Source organism: Corynebacterium sp. HMSC034H07 (genome assembly GCF_001815175.1).
Taxonomy (GTDB): Bacteria; Actinomycetota; Actinomycetes; order Mycobacteriales; family Mycobacteriaceae; genus Corynebacterium; species Corynebacterium hiratae.
On sequence record NZ_KV819507.1, the window covers coordinates 24296 to 43767 of the forward strand.

A 19472-nucleotide genomic window follows, 5' to 3' on the forward strand; every position below is an offset into this window, starting at 1 on the left:
TCCATCATGCCGGGTAAGGTCAACCCGGTTCTGAGCGAGGCCGCCACCATGGTGGTCAGCCAGGTCATCGGCAACGACGCCGCTGTTGCCTTCGGCGGCTCCAACGGCCACTTCGAGCTCAACGTCTACATCCCGATGATGGCCCGCAACGTCCTCGAGTCCTCCCGCCTGCTGGCAAATGTCTCCCGCGTCTTCGCCGAGAAGTGCATCGACGGCATCGAGGCCAACGAGGAGCGCATGAAGAAGTTTGCGGAGTCCTCCACCTCCATCGTCACCCCGCTGAACTCCAAGATCGGCTACGAGAACGCCGCCAAGGCAGCTAAGCACGCGCTGAACGAGAAGATCACCGTCCGCGAGGCAGTCATCGACCTCGGCTTCGTTGACGGCGAGAACCTCACCGAGGAAGAGCTCGATGAGCGCCTCAACGTTCTCACCATGACCAACCGCGACCGCGACAACTTCTAAGCTCGCTTTCGCCCACGCCGCCGCTCTCCTTCGGGAGGGCGGCTTCGCCGTTTTCCCATCCACCCCGCTGGGCCAACAGCAGGGTCGGGGTAGCCAAACTGCCCGTCCTGCCAAAGTTATAGCCTCCGCCTCAAGATCTGGCAATAACTTCGTCAACTAGGGCAGTTTTAGGCTTGAGAGTTTCTTTCCTAGCCATCACTTCGCGCCCTTCGCGCTCACGGCGAGCCTTAACCAGCCACAGCCCACGCTGCCGGTGGACGCGAAGGATGGGGTTGCTGTTCTTATCTCCTTTCGTGTGCGCTGCGCCATAAAAATCGTCCCGCCATCATGAGAATCACCAGCATTGCACTTGGTGCAAACTTGCACTGAGTGTAGGATTGCACTCTGTGCAAGAAGAATTGTCATTACGCGAGCAAAAACGCCTAAAAACTCGCCTACGTATAGAGGATGCTGCCACCCTCTTGGTAGACGAGCACGGCTTTGCTGCAGTTACGGTGGAGGAGATTTGTGAGAAGGCCGGTATTTCCCGGCGTACTTTCTTTAATTATTTCGATTCCAAGGACTCAGCTGTTCTGGGCAACCCCAGCCAAGAATTTTCCCAGGAGCAGAAGAGCTATTTGCTCGAAACCCCCACGGAGAACCTCTTCAAGCTGGCCGTAGACCTCATCAAGGAACACCTCATTGGACAGCACGCCAACAGGGAGATTACTGAGCGACGCCGCCGTATCTCCCGCGATGCGGACGCAGCGGCGGCGTCCTTAAGCAGAAAGCGTGCCAAGTCCAACGAAGTCCTTGAGCTACTCACCCAGCGGCTGGAGAAGGAGCCAGCATTAAAGACCATGCCGGATGTCTCCCCGCACACGGAGGCACTCCTCATTGCTGTCACCATCCGTGAGGCTTTCTGGTTGGCCACCACCTCCCCAGACTTCAGCTGCGACATCCCCTTTGAGCAGCGCTTTGACTCCGCACTCACGCTCATCAACAACTATTCGAAAGGACTTTCATGGTAGCTACCGCGAAACCGTCAGCGTCCCACGCTGACAACGGCAAGCCGGAAAACAACCTTGCCCTCGTCTTCTCTGCCCTCGTGCTCACCATGTTGATGAGCTCCCTGGGGCAGATGATCTTCGCTTCCGCCCTGCCCACCATCGTCGGCGAGCTCGGCGGCGTCGACCACATGAGCTGGGTTATCTCCGCCTTCCTGGTCACCATGACCATCGCTATGCCCATCTCCGGCAAGCTCGGTGACATGATGGGCCGCAAGTGGCTCTACATCGGCGGCATTGCCACCTTCGTCATCGGTTCCGCCGTGGGCGGCTTCGCCAACTCTATGAACCTGCTCATCATCGGCCGCGCGATTCAGGGCTTCGGCGCTGGATTCATGATGATTTCCTCCCAGTCCATCATTGCTGAGGTCACCACGGCTCGTGAGCGCGGCAAGTTCATGGGCATCATGGGCGGCGTTTTCGGCTTGTCCTCCGTCCTCGGCCCAGTCCTCGGTGGCTGGTTCACTGATGGTCCCGGCTGGCGCTGGGGCCTGTGGATGAATATCCCCCTCGGTCTTCTCGCCATGACCGTTTGTGTGCTCGTTCTGCACCTGCGCGTTGGTGATACTGACTTGCGCAAGTTTGATGCCTTGGGCGCCACGTTCATCGCCATCACGACCGCCTCGCTCATCCTCATGACCACCTGGGGCGGCACCCAGTATGAGTGGTCGGATCCCGTCATTCTCACCTTGGCCGTCATCGTTGTGATCGGTGCTGTCATCACGGTCTTCGTCGAGAAGCGGGCCAAGGAGCCTCTGATCCCAGTTCTGCTGTTTAAGAACCGCAACATGGTGCTCACGACGGCCGCCGGCATGGTGCTGGGGCTGGCTATGTTCGGCGTGCTGGGCTACATGCCGACCTACCTGCAGATGGTGCATACACTGACGCCGACCAAGGCGGGCCTCATGATGATCCCGATGATGCTCGGCATGATCGGCACATCTACCACAGTGGGATTCATCATCGCCCGAACTGGCCACTACAAGCGCTACCCCATCATCGGTCTCGCCATTACGGCAGGCGCGCTGTTCTGGATGTCGAAGCTGACTGTGGATACCTCCCTGACTCAACTTGGCGCTGAGTTCCTCGTCTTCGGCATCGGCCTCGGCTTCGTCATGCAGGTGCTCGTTCTCATCGTTCAGAACTCCTTCCCCGTGGCACTGGTGGGCACCGCAACGGCGGCCAACAACTTCTTCCGCCAGATCGGTTCCGCCATGGGTGCCTCCTTGGTGGGTTCGCTGTTCATCCACAACATGAAGGATGAGTTGGCAGCCAACATGCCTGCCGCCATTGCTTCCATGGGCAAGGCTGGCGCGCCCTTTGCAGAAAAGTTCAGCGCTGAGGGCGGCGGTTCCTCTAGCCTGACCCCGTCGATGGTGGCACAGCTTCCGGACCCCATCCGCGACGTCATCCTCAACGCCTACAACGACGGCCTCACCCCGGTCATCCTGCTCATGGTCCCGATGGCTATCATCGCTCTCCTGCTCATCCTGCCGGTGCGGGAGGAGCACCTCAAGGAGACCATCGACTAGGACGTCGGTCCCCGCTCAACAACAAGAAATCCTCGCTACGAACAATGACGTAGCGAGGATTTTTCATACCAGAGTATTTAACGCAGAATTCCCAACTGGCGAGCCACCTGGGCAGCTACGCCAATGAGCGCAAGCACGCCTGCAATGATGCCCACGATGGTTCCAGCATCCGCACCACCGGAGCTTAGGTTTCCAGCAAGAGACTTCTTGGTCACCTGCACGATCTTGGTGACTTGGTTGTCCGACAACTGGGGCTGACCATTGCGCACCACATAGGTGTTAAAGGTGACGGTCACGGTTCCCTCCGACTTAGCCTCGTAGGTACCGTCCTCGTTGACTTTAAGAACCTCAGGATCGCTTGAGCTTGGCGACGCCACCGGCACCCCTAGCTTCGCTCCCCAGAATCCATCGATGCTCAAGCCCAGGCTGCCTTGGCTTCCCACCGAGGTGCCTCCAGTCGTCATCAGTTCGGCATCATTGACTGCACTTTCCGGCACAGCGATGGGGAATGCGTGGCGGCCGGTGATGCGAGCGGGTTCACCCGGCATATCGCGATTGGAGAAGAAGCCTGCGGTGACCTTTCCTACCTGTGCCTGAGCAAAAGTTACGTGAACGGGATCAATGATCGAGTAGAAGTGGCCATTCTGTGGATTCCTTTGTCCGTTTGCACGAACAAGCTGTTCCCACTCACTGGAGCCTTGGTTGCTATCCGTCGACCACGATGCAATAGCGCCCGGCATGTCTGCCGTGGTGAGATTTTCTCCGGCCAACAGATTATCGATGACCCCAAAGGCCCCTACCCCAGGGAGCCGCTCGTGGTTGAAATCCAAATTCTCCTCCGCAGCGCGCTGCAAAACCGCGTGCTCAAGGCCACGATCCCAAGAAATCGCATTCATATACTCTTCACGGGTGTGATAGCCCGCAGCGGCAGCTGCCTGCTGCAGCGTTGCACCGTCGAAGGGAAGATTCGCATCCCAAGCCTTGCCGCGCAGCTGACGAACTTGGCGGGTAACCAAGTCAATGTCGGATTGCATGACCGGCTCGGCAAAGACATATGCCAGAGCGCCATCGGGATAGTTAACGTTGAGCTCTGCTACAGGAACGGAGCCAGCAGGTGGAAACTCAGCAGCCGTGGCAACGGGCGCTACAAAAGCACCGGTCGACACGGCTACGGCGGTAGAAAGGGCAAGCACAGAGGTGCGGAAAGACATGATTCGCCTTCGATAGAGAGTGGATGAGAACAGGTTCTATTCTATCCCCACTCCTGCCCTGATATTAGAAAAGTGAGATAATTACTTCCTCTTCTCGTTGGCTGCTGCCTTCTTTTCCTCCGGCTTAGGCAGAAGCAACTCGTATACATCGGTATCGCGCCACTGGCCGGCGAGCTCGCCGTAGGTCATCTTTGCCATGTGGGAGTAGGTGCCCACCTTGACGAAGCCGCGGGACTTGTGCAGCCCGGCAGAACCTTCGTTCTCCGGGAAGATCCATGAGTGGATGGCCCACTTGTGCAGGTCACGGCATACCTCGATGAGCTGATCCAACAAGGCGCCGCCAATACCGCGGCCCTGGGCCTCTTTGCTCAGGTAAATGGAATCCTCCACCACGCCGTGGAACACGGTGCGGGTAGACGCTTGCGCAGCGCAGACCCAGCCGAGAACCTTCGAGTCATCGTCCGCCTCCACCGCAACGAAGACTGACGACATGATCTTGACGTTCTTAAACTCCTCGAAGGTCAGCGACCGGGTCTCGTAGGTAGCGTGGCCGGTGTTGAGGCCCTGCTCGTAGATTTCGCGCATTTGCGGGTAGTCCGCCGCAGTGAATGGACGGATGCGGAAATCCTTCTTCTTGTCTTTCGCGTTGTCGCTCATAGGACAATTATTACTGAGCACGCACGACCAATGCCAAGCAGACCCCTACAAGATCGCCATTCGCGAACGAGTTAGTTCTCACCTTCCAGCAAATCGGTGACAAGTTCCGCAATGGCAGAGCGCTCAGAGCGCTGCAACGTGATGTGAGCGAAGAGCTCATGCCCTTTGAGCTTTTCAATGACTGCCTGCACACCGTCATGCCGGCCCACGCGCAGGTTATCTCGCTGCGCCACGTCATGGGTCAGCACCACGCGCGATCCGCGCCCCAAGCGAGACAAGACAGTCAGCAACACGTTGCGCTCCAACGACTGGGCCTCATCGACGATGACGAAGGAATCGTGCAGGCTGCGGCCGCGGATATGGGTCAGTGGGAGAACTTCCAAGAGGCCTCGGTCTTGGACTTCATCCATGACGTTTTCCGATACGAGACCCTCCAACGTGTCGTAGACCGCCTGCGCCCACGGGTTCATCTTCTCACTCTCGGAGCCAGGCAGGTATCCCAGGGACTGCCCACCCACCGCATACATCGGGCGGAAGACCACGATACGGCGGTGTTCGCCACGCTCCAGCACAGCTTCTAGACCGGCACACAAGGCCAGTGCAGACTTACCGGTACCTGCACGGCCTCCAATGGACATGATGCCCACGGAAGGATCCAGCAGCAGGTCCAAAGCTACCCGCTGCTCAGCCGAGCGCCCCTGGAGACCAAAGACATTCGCATCACCGCGTACCAAGCGCACTGCGCCCTCGGCCGTCATGCGGCCCAGCGCTGACTGCCCGCCTGCCTGCAGAGTCACGCCGCAGTGCACCGGAAGGTCCTCGACGCGGGTGCCGGCGGTGGTCACTGAGCCGTCGATAAGCACCTCGCCTTCCCCATAGAGCTCATCGATGACCTCCGCGGTGGTCTGCACCGTAGCCATACCGGTGTATCCCGTGAGCACAACGTCCTGCGCGTGGTACTCATCTGCCTGCAGGCCCACGGCGCCCGCCTTAACGCGCAGCGGAACATCCTTGGTCACCAGGACGGTGTCCTTGCCCTCGTGCTGCAGGTTGAGCGCGCAGGCCAGGATTCGGTGGTCTCCCTCCGGCCCGCGGAAGGCCGCCGGCAACAAGGACTGATCCTGGTGGTTGAGTTCCACGCGCAGCGTTCCGCCCGCGGCGTTGACGGGAAGAGGCTGATCCAGCGCCTCATAGGTAGCGCGGAGGTCCTCCAAAAAGCGAAGAGCTTGGCGGGCGAACCAGCCAAGCTCCGGGTGATGACGTTTTCCTTCCAACTCAGAGATAACGACGATGGGCAGCACCACATCGTGCTCTGCGAATTTACGCAACGCCCAAGGGTCGGAGAGAAGGACGGAGGTATCGATGACATAGGTCTTGGTAACCACAGCGGCCTCGTGCGGCTGCTCGGTCAGGACGGAAGGATTGGTCATAGCGGCAGGGTTCTCCCTTGTTATGCCCGCCCCAACTCAACGACCTGGGTGGGCATGGTGAAGCTGGTGGTTTTTCGAACTGTCCGGACGTTCCTGTGAACCTCCGGACACCGTCCACGCTAGAGAGCAAAGGTTGAAATTACATGGGTGCAAGATGAACAGTATTAAAACGACAATCCCCAGAGCCACACCATCCCCACCAGTCGGCTCGCTCCCTCACAAACCACAAAGAAATGCTCCGCACTGGTTTTACAGTGCGGAGCATTTCTTAGAAAGCTGGCTCTATTGTGAGCCCTCTTAGTTAATGGTGGCCTCGTACTCGCCGGACTCACCCTGCATCCAGGAGATGGTGCCGTTGGCGAATTCCTGTACCCAGCCGTTGCCCTCGGCCTTCTCCGGGGCGGTCGGCAGACCAACCTTGCTGTCCAAGCCGCCTTCCTCGGTCCAAGTCTCAGCGATCTTGCCGATGATCGGCTGGGAGCCATCTCCCTCGCTGAATGCCAGCAGCTTGTCCTTGGCGAAGGTAGCAACGCTACCGGCATCGGTGGACTCGATGGACTCCAGATCGCCCCACTCGGCGGCCTTGTCCTTGATGGCCTGCGCAAAGTCGGCAGGGACCTCTACATCACCGTTAGCGGTGGAGACGCTCTCCTTATCACCCTCGGCACCCTCAGAATCAGCGGAACCCGAATCGGAAGACTCCGCCTCAGAGGAGTCAGCGCCCTCGGAATCGGAAGCCTCAGAATCAGAAGCCTCAGCGGACTCGGAACCGTTGATAGAGTCCTTTGCCTCGTTAGCAGCGGAACCGGCAGCATCGGTAGCATCGGACGCGGCGGACTGTGCAGCGTCGCCAGCGTCCTTAGCGGCGTCCTCAGCATCGGAGCAGGCAACGACACCCAGGGAAAGGGTCGCAGCGGCGATACCAGCAGCGAAACGACGAGTCATCTTCTTCATTATCTAAACCTTTCTCTTTTGTTGAGCACTGTTCTAAGTACTTTTGTTGAGAACAAAGTCCACCGTAGGCTCGGCCGCGGCCGCCCCGCCACCGATGCACCTATGATTTGACAACAAAGAGCCTTCCTTATCTACGTTTCCGCTGCTGAGACCCCCTATATCTTTTCGATAACGGTTTGGAAATCGAGCCCTTGTGAGACTTTCCTTGCGACTTTCTGCGTGCTTGTTTAGCCTTTGCTTTGTCACGGGCACTGCGCTTCTCAGCAACATTGCGGGAAGAATTCCGCGTCCTTCCCTTCGCCACGCCGACGAAATCCTGAATCTCGTCACCATCGTCTGCTCGGCGCCACACCAAAGCGATCTCCGTGCGCGCAACAGTGGGATCCTCCAAGCCCAGTGCCACGACTTGCTTCTTGCTGAGCACCTTCAGCAGCGGTCGAGGTGCGATGGCCACGCCCACGTTGGCTGCCACAACTTGGAGAGCGGTACGCAGGGCAGGGACGTCGACGCTGCCATCCTGCGCAATCCGGTAATTCACGATCTCTTCGGCGACATCCTCCGGTGTAATGTCCTCCCCTACCTCGGCGTACACGGAATCCTTCGGAACTGCGATCCCAGGCGCTTCCTCGTACAGCCGAACCACATGGAAGCTGTCATCGACCCGTAGATCTGGCAGGCGGGTCAGAGCAAGGTCAGCTTCCTGGGCAAGAAGAGCCGCCATCGCATCATCGGCGTCGGCGGTCACCAGGGACTCGAGAGAATGCGAGTCACGGTAGCGGCGAAACCATTTACCGGGTTCTGTACCAGTGCAAAAGACAAGGCGGAGCATGCACCTCATACTACGGTGCTGCTAGCGTGGTGAGCGTGACTGATACCCCGAATAATGAAACCCCAGCCAACGAAACCCAGCAGCCTTCCGGTACCGCCATGCGCGCGCAAACCGCGGCTAAGAAGCTGGGCATCTACCTGCCGGCCGCCCCGGAGGAGTTTCAAGCCATTGCAGTAACGCACGCGCAATTGCGCGACTTGCAGGAGAACCCGCCGGAGTGGCTGGCCACCCTGCGCCGCGAGGGCCCGCACCCGCGCCCGGTGGTGGCACAGAAGCTGGGCATTTCCGTGACCGCGCTGAAGAAGAACGACATGGATCGCCCTCTCACCACCGCAGAAATCAAAGAGCTCCTCAGCGCAATGCCCGAGTGGCTCGAGGCCGCCCGGAAAGCTCACGCCGAGGAGCGTTCGGAAGCTTAGACCAGCTTCCAGTCCTCAAGGCCGTCGTACAGCGGGAAGTCCGCGGCGACCTTCTCCACGCGGGCGCGCAGCTTGGCGACGTCCGCGTTCTTGCCATTTGCCAGCGCGGTACCGATGACATCCGCCACCTCGGTGAAGGCCGCCGTGTCAAGACCGCGGGTGGCCAGGGCCGGGGTGCCGATGCGCAGGCCGGAGGTGACCATCGGCGGGCGCGGATCGTTCGGGACTGCATTGCGGTTCACGGTGATGCCGACCTCGTGGAGGAGGTCCTCTGCCTGCTGGCCATCGAGCTCAGAGTTGCGCAGATCCGCCAGGACGAGGTGCACGTCGGTGCCGCCGGTAAGGACGTCGACGCCCGCCTTGGTGCAATCCTCAGCGGTCAGGCGCTCAGCCAGAATGCGAGCGCCCTCCAGGGTGCGCTCCTGGCGCTCCTTGAACTCCTCGGTGGCCGCAATCTTGAGAGCAATAGCCTTTGCCGCGATGACGTGCATCAGCGGACCACCCTGCTGGCCCGGGAAGACGTTGGAATTGATCTTCTTGGCAAAGTCCTGCTTGGCCAAGATAATTCCGGAGCGCGGGCCACCAAGCGTCTTGTGCACGGTGGAAGACACAACATCGGAGTGCGGCACCGGGGAGGGGTGCAGACCGGCGGCCACGAGGCCCGCGAAGTGCGCCATATCCGTCCACAGGTAGGCGCCGACCTCATCGGCGATGGAGCGGAAGGCCTCAAAGTCGATGGTCCGCGGGTAGGCGGACCAACCAGCAATGATCACCTGCGGCTTCTCAGCCAGAGCCTGCTCGCGGACCTTGTCCATGTCGAGGCGCATGGTCTCCGGGTCGACCTCATACGCGGCAACGTCGTAAAGCTTGCCGGAGAAGTTCAGCTTCATACCGTGGGTCAGGTGACCACCATGAGCCAAGGACAGGCCCATGATCTTGTCACCCGGCTGGATCAGCGACGCCAGCACCGCAGCGTTGGCCTGAGCACCGGAGTGCGGCTGGACGTTGGCAAATTCGGCGTCGAAAAGCGCCTTGGCACGATCGCGAGCCAGGTCCTCCACGACATCAACGTGCTCGCAGCCGCCGTAGTAGCGGCGCCCCGGGTAGCCCTCTGCGTACTTGTTGGTGAGAACAGAACCCTGCGCCTGCAGAACGGCGCGGGGGACGAAGTTCTCCGAAGCAATCATCTCGAGGGTATCGCGCTGACGAGCGATCTCACCAGAAATAGCATCGAAGACCTCGGGGTCAAGATCGCGCATCTCCTGGTAGCGCACGTCTGAATTGTTCGTAGTCGTCATGAAAGCGTGGTGTCCCTTCCTACAGATGGTCAAGATAACCAGCGGCGCCCGCTCGCAGCACAACACCACCGGCTTTAGAAATCGCCGAAGCTAGTTCTACATCCTAACGCCCCTATCCCCCGCGCGGGGGCCTCTAAGAATCTTTTCATTCGGGGCAATTGCACGAGGCGCCGGATGCAGTGCGACAATAGTCGGCATGGCGCGAATGACCGATGCGAGCCCGTACCTCGATTTTGACCGCGATACGTGGCGTGCCCTGCGTAAATCCATGCCACAGGTGTTGACGGCCACCGAGGTGGAAAAACTCCGTGGTATTGGTGACCGCATCGATCTCACCGAGGTGGCGGAAGTCTATCTGCCGCTATCCCGTCTCATTCACATGCAGGTGGAGGCCCGCCAGAAACTCACCGCCGCCACCGAGGCCTTTTTGGGTAACCCACCGACGCACGTGCCTTTCGTCATCGGCGTCGCCGGCTCCGTCGCCGTGGGTAAATCGACGACGGCGCGCTTGCTCCAAGTGCTCTTGGAACGCTGGGATTCCCACCCGAAGGTCGACCTCGTCACCACCGATGGTTTCCTCTACCCCACCGCCTACCTCAAAGAGCACGGGCTAATGCAGCGCAAGGGCTATCCGGAGTCTTATGACCGCCGCGCGCTCATGCGATTTGTTACCGACGTTAAATCCGGCAAACCACTGGTTACCGCACCGCTGTATTCACACGTGTCCTATGACATCGTCCCCGATGAATTCCAAGAGGTCCGGCAACCGGACATCCTCATCCTGGAAGGCCTCAACGTCCTGCAGACCGGGCCAACCCTCATGGTGTCAGATCTCTTTGACTTCTCTGTCTACGTCGATGCCCGCGTGGACGACATTGAGAAGTGGTACATCGACCGCTTCCTCAAGCTCCGGCACACTGCCTTCCGCGAGCCGGGCGCGCACTTCGCTTCCTTCGCGGACATGACGGATGAGGAAGCCTACGCACAGGCACGCGAAATCTGGCAGTCCATCAACCTGCCCAACCTCATTGAGAATATTCTGCCCACCCGGGTGCGCGCTTCCCTGGTCCTGCGCAAAGGCTCACACCATTTGGTGGAACAGGTCAGGATGCGCAAGCTCTAGGCAGCGTATCCCGGTTAGCGCCCAAAGCGGCGCGAGCGCTGAGAATAGTCGCGCAAGGCACGCAGGAAATCCACCCGGCGAAATGCTGGCCAGTAGGTATCCGTGAACCAAATCTCGGAATAGGCTGCCTGCCACAGAAGGAACCCGGACAGCCGCTGCTCACCGGAGGTACGGATGACGAGGTCGGGATCCGGCAACCCTTTGGTGTAGAGGTTGCCCGTGATGGCCTCTGCAGTCACGTTCTCCGCGATCTCCTCAGCGCTCAGCCCCTTGCGTGCTTCACTACGGATCAAGTTCTGTACGGCATCCACAATTTCTTGGCGCCCGCCGTAGCCCACCGCAATATTGACGATGACACCTTGGTGATCCTCGGTAGCCTCAGCCGCACTCTGCATCTTGGCTGTGACCTGTTCGGGGAGCAGATCTAAGTGCCCGACCAGGCGGATCTGACAATCCAAGTCACCCTGGGAGAGGTGCGTGACGACATCCGAAATGATGTCGAAGAGCAATTGCACTTCTTGCTCGCTGCGCTTCAAGTTTTCCGTCGACAGCAAGTAGATAGTGACGACTTCGATGTCGGTGCCTTGGCACCACGAAATCATCTCACTGATCTTCCGCGCGCCTTGCCGGTGGCCGTGGCTGATATCCGTAAAGCCCGCCTCGCGCGCCCAGCGGCGATTGCCATCCGCCATGATTGCCACGTGGCGTGGTTGCGGTTTGTTTTTAATCTCACGCGTTAGGCGCGCCTCATACAGGGGGTATAGGAGCTGGCTTAGGAACTTCACGGTGGAGAAACGTCCTCTGCGTTAAAAGATGGACTTCTTGCTGTTATCGAGGATGCCGGCTTCCTTCATTGCCGCATCGACCGCCTCATCATCAAAAGGATCGATGCCATGATCCTGCGCGAACATGGTGCGGCGGCGGAAGCGCGAATAGCGGCGGTGAAAGTTCCAGCCTGCAAAAAGGACGGCCACTCCCATGAGAACGAGGATCAGCAAACCAATGGGCGAGGCCTTACCGAACTCCGGTCCCACCGGGCCGCTTTGGCTCCCTTGGGCGAGCAGGGCGACGTCATGCGCCGCGAAGTACAAAGCGTTCATACTTTAAGATTCCCCTACTTCCGGGATTCCCGCAAATAGGTCGTCCTCTGGCAGTGAGGACGAGACACGGGTCTTGGCCAACTCGAACTCCTCCGTTGGCCAATGCTCCTGCTGCACGGCGACGGGCGTAGCGAGGAAAGCACCAGCCGGATCGATTTGGGTGGCGTGCGCGCGCAGGGCGTCCTCCCGGTTTTGGAAGTAATCCGCGCACTCTACCTGCGTGGTCACGCGCGCCATGATGTCACCAAAAGCGGTGTCCCAGCGCGCCAGCATCGGCTCATAGGGGCTAATCTTTCCCTCTTCTACTAGGAGGTCGTGAAAGATCTTCATCCTCTGGTACACGAAACCGTGCGTGTAGTAGAGCTTCTGCGGCTCCCACGGCTCTCCCAATTCTGGGTGGTAGGCGGCATCGCCCGCCTTCTCCCACGCCAACATAGAAGCACGGTAGACCATGAGGTGATCCGGGTGCGGGTAGCCGCCGTTTTCGTCATAAGTAATGATGACTTGGGGGCGGAACTCCCGAATGATCTCCACGAGTTCTTGGGCCACATCATCATCTTCTTTGAGAGCAAAGCAGCCCTCAGGCAGCAGGTCCTTGATATTGGGGGCCAGCGGATTACCCGGAAGGCCCGAGTCCACGTGCCCGAGCCACCGGTGCTGTACTCCCAAGGCGGCGGCGGCCTTCGCCATTTCTTCACGACGAATACTGCCCATGTTCTCGAGGACGCCGGGACGGTCCATGGCTGGGTTGATGATATCCCCCCGCTCACCGCCGGTGCAGGTCACGACGAGGACTTCCGCTCCCTCCGCGGCATACTTCGCGGTCGTCGCAGCACCCTTCGAGGATTCATCGTCAGGGTGCGCGTGAATAGCCAAAAGGCGCTTTGTGCTCACTGGGTGATACATCTCCCTACATCGCTTCTTTAAACAGAGGCCCAGTCTAGTGGATAGTAACTTCGTAGCGACCGTTGGATAGAATCAGACTCATGTCTGACGCCCAACCTGCTTCTCGCTCCGCACGCGCACGGTCTCGCTACGGTTCCTCGTCCTCCTCTGCTCGCACGGGGAAATCCTGGACCAATCGGGCCCTAGTCCTGATTTTCCTGGGCATGCTGGTGGCGGCCGTCGTCTTTGGCGTGCAGTACGTGCGCAGCCAACAGAAAATTAACGCGGACATCTCCTATGTCACCCACGAGATTCTTTCCGACGATACCGCCCGCGTGTGGGTAGACATCACCCGCAACCGCGTGGAGGAGCCTGCCTATTGCATCGTGCAGGCTTTTGACTATTCCAAGGCAGAGGTGGGCCGCCGCGAAATTGCCGTGCCGGCTGGCGGCGAAGCCGCCCAGCGCGTCGCCGTGGACATCCCTACCAATCACCCTGCCGTCGCCGGTGGCGTCTACGGCTGCTCCGGAAATATCCCCTCCTACCTCGATATCAGCACCATGGATTCTGCGGGTGAGGCAAACGCCGAGTAAAAGCCCAGCTATGCTAGTATGTTGAGCGTTCTGAATGGGCCGCGCCACCTGCGCTTTTAGGCCCAGTCTTTAAGAAATAAAACCGTTCATCAGGAACCGTCAACGGAAGGTTGCACTATGGCTGAGCAGCAGAAGCAGTACATCACCCCGGAAACCAAGGCCAAGCTCGAGGCCGAGCTGCAGGCCCTCATCGACCACCGCCCGGTCGTCGCCGCCGAGATTAATGAGCGCCGCGAGGAAGGTGACTTGAAGGAGAACGCGGGTTACGACGCCGCCCGCGAAATGCAGGACCAGGAAGAGGCCCGCATCAAGCAGATCTCCGAGGTTCTGGCTAACTCCACCACCGAGCGCACCGCCGTCCAGGAAGGCGTTGCCCACATCGGTTCTGTCGTCCATGTCTACTACAACGGTGACAAGGAAGACCGCGAGACCTTCCTTATCGGTACCCGCGCTGCGGCATCGGATAACAAGGATCTGGAGACCTACTCCGAGCAGTCCCCGCTGGGTGCTGCCCTCCTGGGTGCTGCTGAGGGCGAAACCCGCGAGTACACCGCGCCGAACGGCAAGACCTTGTCGGTGACCGTGGTCTCCGCGGCACCTTATGATTCCGCAAAGGCCGCAACTCCGCGCAAGTCCTAATTTATACTGCTCTTAGGTCATCGTTTTTCTGAGAAAGAGTTTTATCACATGAAGAAGTTCACTCGTTTCGCTGCCGCTGGTCTGGTTGTCTCCGCTGGACTCACCCTGGCTGCTTGCCACCCGCCGAGCGAGCAGGATTCCACTGAGAAGGTCGACACCGGTGCCACCTTCACCGGTGAGGCGCCGGGTGCTGGTGCATCCGAGTCCACCGCAGCAACGGCTGAGACTGAAGCCACGGCTGAGACTGAGGTTGCTCCGGCCGAGTACACCACTGCTCCGGTTCAGCAGTAGGCTCACCGTCAGCTTAAAGCGAAAGCGGCGTCCCGTTATTCGGGCGCCGCTTTTCGCGTTATGAGGTTATGAGAGAATATCCCTCACCCACGGCCCCTAGTTTTCTTCCCGGGCCCACTCGCCGATGACTCCGGGCAGCACCGCGGGCGCTTCACCGAGGAGATCTCGGCGGTTCGGATCGCGTTCAACCTGCGTGGTGACGGATTTGATCCTCTTTTCGCTTTCACCGCCGCGGGCTGCTCCGCCCATCATGGGCATCATCCGCATACCCGCGCCGCGGGTTTGTCCGCCGCCAGCCTTTGCGGCGCCTGCTCCCCCAGCGGCACCTACGACACTATTTGTACCGCCAGCGTTACCAATACCACCGGCGCTGCCGGCGCCGACGCCGCCAACTCCACCAGCGCCACCGATCACTCCTCCTCCGGCCATACTGCCTGCGCTTAGCGACGCCCTTCCGTCCCTCTGCAGTCCACTCCCCGCTACGGCCCCGGGAAGGCCACCGATAACCGGGTGCGTACCCGTCTGCGGTCCGCTGGGCGCAGTACCGAAGCCGCCTAGCCCCGCCGCTGCAGTCGTCGGATTCGCCGACATCTCCGGTAACCGGCCCAGCCCCCGGCCGCTGAGTCCGGCAACACCCCCAGGTAGCGCGTTGCCGCGCGCATTCGCAAGGCCAACGGCGCCAAGTCCCTGCCCACCGGCACCGCTGCCTAGGCCTCCTAGTCCACTCAGACCAGCGCCAATGTTCGGCGCACCAATCTGAGTTGCCGACGTCCCCGGAACACCAGCATGAGACGGGTTCAGTGTTCCTACGCCTGCGCTCGCGGCCGACGTGTTCACGTCCGCCGCACTAACGGGTGCCAACGAATCTCCGAAACCCAACTCGCTGAGGATCGTGCGTCCACGATCATGCAATGCGCTATGAAACTTCGCGATGTCACCAGCATCCATCCCAACGCTTTCAAGCCCCTGGATTTCACCGTCTGCAACGCCGAAGGAACCTGGCCCGACGGCGCCACTTTCCATCGCCTCAGCAATCTGCTGCGGCCAGGCAACGCCTTCCGTAGTGTAGCGGGATCCATCACCTGCGACCGCGCCGAATTGGGTACTGACATCCCCACCACCGCTGGGTGGTGCCGCATCCATGAGCGCGTGCTGATAGGGCATGGCGGCAATAACCTGCTGTTGAAGCACGCCCTGCATATATCCCAACGCTGCCTGTTCTGCGGCCTCGCGTGCAACGGGATCTGGAATTGCTGCTACCTCGAAGGCCAAGGCGATTGCCTCTGGCTGCACATTCATCAGCTGTGCTTGGAAGCCGAACAGCTTTTGTTGCATGACCTCGGCATTGGCAATGAAGTGTGTTCCTGCCTGCGCAACTTCACGAATCTTCTGGGCCGCTCGCGTGGTGGCTTCGCTATCATTCTCCTCCTCCAACGACGCGGCCGAGTTTTCCAGCCCCGCAACGATATCGGCGACTTCTCCGCTCAAGGCTCTCCACCGCGCATTCGCTTCCGAGACATCCCAGAAACGGGTGCTGAACAAGTTGGATGCCAGTCCCATGATTGACGCACCGGTGTCAACGATGGGAACCGTAAACCCAAATGGGCTGTATCCCGGATCTGGTTGCGACACGATCGGCATCGCCTCCGCCGCGCCCCCGCCACCGGCGTCTGCGACATCCAGCCCTCTGCTGTTGAGCTCATCCTGTGATTCGAAGCCGGCAAGCTCGGTCTGGAGCGCCTCCCCGAGCCAAGAAACCTGTCCCCTAAACCCCTCCAAGGAATTACGCGCCGACCCCGGGTCGGTTGCCAGCACGCGTTGGTGGATTGCGCCGACTTCGCTTAAGCCAGTAACTGGAGAGAATCCTCCGTCAAGGGGGCTATGTGCCCGCTCCTTAGCAAGAGACAGATTTCGATCAAAGTTATGGATTGCTTCAACTTGTTGATTTAAATTTCCTTGATTAATAATCATCATTCACCCCCGAGCCCCCATCTAATTAGATGACGGCGCGTATTACCCTTTCAACGTTTTTACAGTTGCCCTTTATCGAATTAGCGCTAGACAAATTAGTCCAAGATAATGAGATTGAACCTTCGACTGTCTCCACATACCCCGTACACGTTGCATTCGCGATAAGCGATTCTTCAACCAAGTAGATTACTTCTCCGCCTCCTAGCTCAGCCTCGGTTCCATTAGGAAAAGCGGATCGAATCTCAGTAACCGAGTAATCCCTAGATTCTATGCTCACACTGGCTTTGCTTCCATCACGTTCCAGGGCCTCAAAACGACAAGATCGAAAACCAGTCTCCCGATTGATTTCACCCGTGAAAAGTAGTCCCAAATTTCTAAAAGCAGATTGAGCCTCCGCGGTACATGGATCAAACACCTGGAAGCCAGGCTCCGTACGATCAAATTCACCAAGTGGCGGTAGTACCCCACCGCCCGCACGAGACTCACTGCTTGAAGCTTGAGACTCTCGCACCTTCGTGGCGGTGGCTTCAGCGACCCCCGAGTCCACTGAGCCACCGCCGGACATGTCGCCAGAAAAGTTGCTAAAGCCCCCCGAGTTATTACCATTGTCGCGAGCACTAAGGCCCAGCGGAGCTGCGCAGTTTGAAAGCACCCCTATACAAACCGCCACCAACGCAAGGCCCCCGATTCGCTTCATGGTTTCCCTTCAACCAACTTTTCTGACTATCAGAAGCCTCTCGCCAGAGCCAAGCTCAGCGAACGGCTTCTGCGACCAGAATGCACGAGAATGCGCAATATGTCGCGCCAACCCCACATAGCCCATTTTCAATGGGTTGCAAATAATGATGTATTAGATGCGAGTAATAAAAGGTTCATAAATAGGTGCTGGTCGTCGCCTGTAAGAATTGTGGGTGCGCGCCGTGAGACTCTTGTGCCTGCGCTGCCGATTATGACCATGCAGGTGCCCCCTAATTACAACACTGTTAACATTCGTTCGTCGTTTTTCACCCTGCAGGCACGACCCCATCGCGTGTTTCGGAAGTATGGACCAGATTCATCCTCACAGCAGTTCACAAAACCACCTATGACCTTGCATAAATTCCGCAGAGTAGGGTGACAAGCAATCGCAGAAAGTGATTCCAGGTCACACTCCATACCGCTGTCAAAGGTCACTCCGGAACACCGTGGACGGGATTCTTCATCCGTTTTTTGACTTGGGCGATCGAACATTTCTCCCAAGACAACGGTATCTTCTCGCCGATTTGCACTTTTTGCAAGGCTCGTTTCTTTCCTCTTCACGCCCCGCCGTATGTGGTGAGAAATTGCCAATTGAGGCACACAAATAATCGCAAGACCCCTGGCACACATGTACTAACAATGGGGAAGGCACTCTTCTCATGCCTAGGACATCGGCACCTATCGCGCAGCACTGAGCTCCTTGCTTCCCCACGGGGGTTGTAGTTGCAAGCGAACCGGACATAGAAAACCGGCGGCCGGCACCCACAAGTGATTGTGGTGCCGGCCGCCGGTTCTTAAAGGCGGTACCGAGGCTAGTCCCTGAAGTAGCTCAGCAGACGGAGAATCTCGGTGTAGAGCCAGACCAGGGTCACGGCCAAGCCGAGAGCGATGCCCCAAGCATACTGAGCCGGAGCGCCCTGGCGGATGAGACGGTCAGCCTGATCGAAGTCCGTCATGAAGGACAGGGAGGCCAGAACGATACAGACCAAGGAGAAGATGATGGCAAGCATGCCGCCATCACGCAGCGGGTTAAAGCCGAAGAAGATAGCTCCCAGTAAGTTGCCCAGCGCCATCACAGCCACGCCGGCGATGAGGCCGAACATGATCTTGTTGAACTTCGGGGTGACCTTGACTGCACCGGTCTTGTAGACCATCAGCATGCCGATAAATACGCCAACGGTGCCCATGATGGCCTGGCCGATAAGCGCCATACCATCGGAGTTACCGAAGGATACGCCGGCAAACATGAGCGAGAATCCGCCCACGAAAAGGCCTTCAAACACTGCGTAGATTAACGTCACCGCAGCAGATCCGAATTTCTTACCAAACGTTGAGACCAGAACAGTAACGAAACCGCCCAGCGCACCAACCAAGGTAAGAATCATTGAGATGCCCGGGTTGATCAACTCACCAATAGCGAAGTTGAGCACGGCCATAACGATAATGACGCCCAAGGTGATGCCAGTCTTGGTCACGACATCATCAACCGTCAGCGGACGCTCGGCGCTACGGTTTCCCTGGTTAAACGGATTGTCGCTCTGACCGTAGGGGTTAACCTGGGTCTGGCTTTGGCTGGACGAGAGGGAACTCATCACGGGGTTACTAGAACGCACGCGAATCCCGATTCCTTTCACAGTCTTTCTCTAAAAGCAGCCCCGGAGGGGGTGCCGTGTTTGTCATTTCACTGGGATCAACGTGCCCCATTGCTAGGAAGTTCCCAAAAATCCCAAAATTCGCAAAATTGTCCACACGTGTCAACGAAACGTCGGGAAGCACCGCTGCGCTGAGGTAGCACACTGTGTCCTTGGCTAAGGATTGTGAGGTCTTCTCCCCGCTCCTCGTCCAAGTACGCTGCGCAGAGGCTAGGGTTCTTTTCATTCACTATCACTTCAATGGAAGGCGGCAAGCAGCATGAAGAAATTTAGCCTTGCGGTTGCTGCTATTTCTTTTGCCCTCGGCAGTTGCAGCACCGGGCCCGCACCTGAACCAAGTCCAACGAGTACTAGCAGCAACGAAACTGGGCCCGACGAGGCGCCACCAAGCACAAGCCCGTCCAGTACCTCCCCCGCAGACGCCTCCACATCCACGGAACCAGAGTCCCACGTGGAAGAGGCACAACCTGACCCAGAACTTCCCGCATCCGACGCTCCTGTAGCAGTAGAACAAGTACCCGCGGAACCCACCGTCGTGGAATGCCTTGAGGGCACTCCTGGCCCAGCACGATGGTCAGACGGCACTGTCTCCTACTCCCAGTGGTGCTTCGATAGGACCTGACCCCTGTTTGGTAGACA

Annotated in this window: 19 protein-coding genes and 1 pseudogene; 8 read left to right on the plus strand and 12 right to left on the minus strand. The window is 58.8% G+C overall.

The window, feature by feature from the left end; all coding sequences use genetic code 11:
- From HMPREF3009_RS03115 to HMPREF3009_RS03125, 3 genes and pseudogenes are all read left to right on the plus strand, one after another.
- A pseudogene (locus tag HMPREF3009_RS03115) lies at positions 1-465 on the plus strand (lyase family protein); the annotation flags it as partial.
- Between the two features lie 386 nt (positions 466-851).
- Complete coding sequence (locus HMPREF3009_RS03120) at positions 852-1475, plus strand: TetR/AcrR family transcriptional regulator (protein WP_070679976.1); 624 nt, start codon at positions 852-854, stop codon at positions 1473-1475.
- Entirely contained in the window at positions 1469-3043 is a 1575-nt protein-coding gene (locus HMPREF3009_RS03125; RefSeq protein WP_046648338.1) for an MDR family MFS transporter, read from the plus strand. Before HMPREF3009_RS03120 ends, HMPREF3009_RS03125 begins: the two co-directional genes overlap by 7 nt.
- Before the next feature lie 77 nt (positions 3044-3120).
- Here HMPREF3009_RS03125 and HMPREF3009_RS03130 read toward each other — a convergent pair whose 3' ends face one another.
- The 5 genes from HMPREF3009_RS03130 to HMPREF3009_RS03150 form a co-directional block, all read right to left on the minus strand.
- Complete coding sequence (locus HMPREF3009_RS03130) at positions 3121-4254, minus strand: hypothetical protein (protein ID WP_070517589.1); 1134 nt, start codon at positions 4252-4254, stop codon at positions 3121-3123.
- Positions 4255-4335: 81 nt separating this feature from the next.
- Positions 4336-4911, minus strand: a complete 576-nt coding sequence (locus HMPREF3009_RS03135; RefSeq protein ID WP_046648337.1) for a GNAT family N-acetyltransferase — start codon at positions 4909-4911, stop codon at positions 4336-4338.
- 71 nt (positions 4912-4982) lie between these two features.
- Positions 4983-6341, minus strand: a complete 1359-nt coding sequence (locus tag HMPREF3009_RS03140; protein WP_046648336.1) for a PhoH family protein — start codon at positions 6339-6341, stop codon at positions 4983-4985.
- A gap of 297 nt (positions 6342-6638) precedes the next feature.
- Positions 6639-7295, minus strand: coding sequence for an LGFP repeat-containing protein (locus tag HMPREF3009_RS03145; RefSeq protein ID WP_070679979.1), 657 nt, complete (start codon positions 7293-7295; stop codon positions 6639-6641).
- Between the two features lie 127 nt (positions 7296-7422).
- The gene (locus HMPREF3009_RS03150) at positions 7423-8124 is read right to left on the minus strand and encodes a LysR family transcriptional regulator substrate-binding protein (RefSeq protein WP_049155514.1); all 702 of its coding nucleotides are present in this window, start codon (positions 8122-8124) and stop codon (positions 7423-7425) included.
- 98 nt (positions 8125-8222) lie between these two features.
- Between HMPREF3009_RS03150 and HMPREF3009_RS03155 the strand changes: the two genes are divergently transcribed.
- Entirely contained in the window at positions 8223-8543 is a 321-nt protein-coding gene (locus HMPREF3009_RS03155; RefSeq protein WP_118779527.1) for a DUF5997 family protein, read from the plus strand.
- On the opposite strand, the gene glyA is transcribed toward HMPREF3009_RS03155, so the two are convergent.
- The gene (gene glyA, locus HMPREF3009_RS03160; RefSeq protein ID WP_049155515.1) at positions 8540-9841 is read right to left on the minus strand and encodes a serine hydroxymethyltransferase; all 1302 of its coding nucleotides are present in this window, start codon (positions 9839-9841) and stop codon (positions 8540-8542) included. The two genes, HMPREF3009_RS03155 and glyA, sit on opposite strands and share 4 nt — an antisense overlap.
- A gap of 196 nt (positions 9842-10037) precedes the next feature.
- On the opposite strand from glyA, the gene coaA reads away from it, so the two are divergent.
- Positions 10038-10964, plus strand: coding sequence for a type I pantothenate kinase (gene coaA / locus HMPREF3009_RS03165; protein WP_046648333.1), 927 nt, complete (start codon positions 10038-10040; stop codon positions 10962-10964).
- A 14-nt stretch (positions 10965-10978) separates the two neighbouring features.
- Here the strand turns inward: coaA and HMPREF3009_RS03170 are convergent, their stop codons facing one another.
- Genes HMPREF3009_RS03170 through mca form a run of 3 tightly spaced genes read right to left on the minus strand, consistent with a single transcriptional unit; the run spans position 10979 to position 12958 of the window.
- On the minus strand, positions 10979-11749 hold the full coding sequence (locus tag HMPREF3009_RS03170; protein WP_046648332.1) for an isoprenyl transferase: 771 nt from the start codon (positions 11747-11749) through the stop codon (positions 10979-10981).
- A 21-nt stretch (positions 11750-11770) separates the two neighbouring features.
- Positions 11771-12064 (minus strand): hypothetical protein, encoded by a 294-nt coding sequence (locus HMPREF3009_RS03175; protein WP_046648331.1) that lies wholly within the window; start codon positions 12062-12064, stop codon positions 11771-11773.
- A 3-nt stretch (positions 12065-12067) separates the two neighbouring features.
- Entirely contained in the window at positions 12068-12958 is an 891-nt protein-coding gene (gene mca / locus HMPREF3009_RS03180) for a mycothiol conjugate amidase Mca (protein WP_046648345.1), read from the minus strand.
- A 92-nt stretch (positions 12959-13050) separates the two neighbouring features.
- Between mca and HMPREF3009_RS03185 the strand changes: the two genes are divergently transcribed.
- From HMPREF3009_RS03185 to HMPREF3009_RS03195, 3 genes are all read left to right on the plus strand, one after another.
- Positions 13051-13542, plus strand: a complete 492-nt coding sequence (locus HMPREF3009_RS03185; RefSeq protein ID WP_046648330.1) for a DUF4307 domain-containing protein — start codon at positions 13051-13053, stop codon at positions 13540-13542.
- Positions 13543-13659: 117 nt separating this feature from the next.
- The gene (greA, locus tag HMPREF3009_RS03190; RefSeq protein ID WP_046648329.1) at positions 13660-14181 is read left to right on the plus strand and encodes a transcription elongation factor GreA; all 522 of its coding nucleotides are present in this window, start codon (positions 13660-13662) and stop codon (positions 14179-14181) included.
- A gap of 48 nt (positions 14182-14229) precedes the next feature.
- Entirely contained in the window at positions 14230-14472 is a 243-nt protein-coding gene (locus HMPREF3009_RS03195) for a hypothetical protein (RefSeq protein WP_046648328.1), read from the plus strand.
- 96 nt (positions 14473-14568) lie between these two features.
- Here the strand turns inward: HMPREF3009_RS03195 and HMPREF3009_RS03200 are convergent, their stop codons facing one another.
- The 3 genes from HMPREF3009_RS03200 to HMPREF3009_RS03205 form a co-directional block, all read right to left on the minus strand.
- On the minus strand, positions 14569-16287 hold the full coding sequence (locus HMPREF3009_RS03200) for a hypothetical protein (RefSeq protein WP_232760902.1): 1719 nt from the start codon (positions 16285-16287) through the stop codon (positions 14569-14571).
- Between the two features lie 181 nt (positions 16288-16468).
- Positions 16469-17140, minus strand: coding sequence for a DUF3558 family protein (locus HMPREF3009_RS13960; RefSeq protein ID WP_083312704.1), 672 nt, complete (start codon positions 17138-17140; stop codon positions 16469-16471).
- Positions 17141-17993: 853 nt separating this feature from the next.
- Positions 17994-18794: a Bax inhibitor-1/YccA family protein gene (locus HMPREF3009_RS03205; protein ID WP_070679983.1), complete on the minus strand. Its 801-nt coding sequence runs from the start codon at positions 18792-18794 to the stop codon at positions 17994-17996.
- Positions 18795-19472 lie beyond the last annotated feature (678 nt).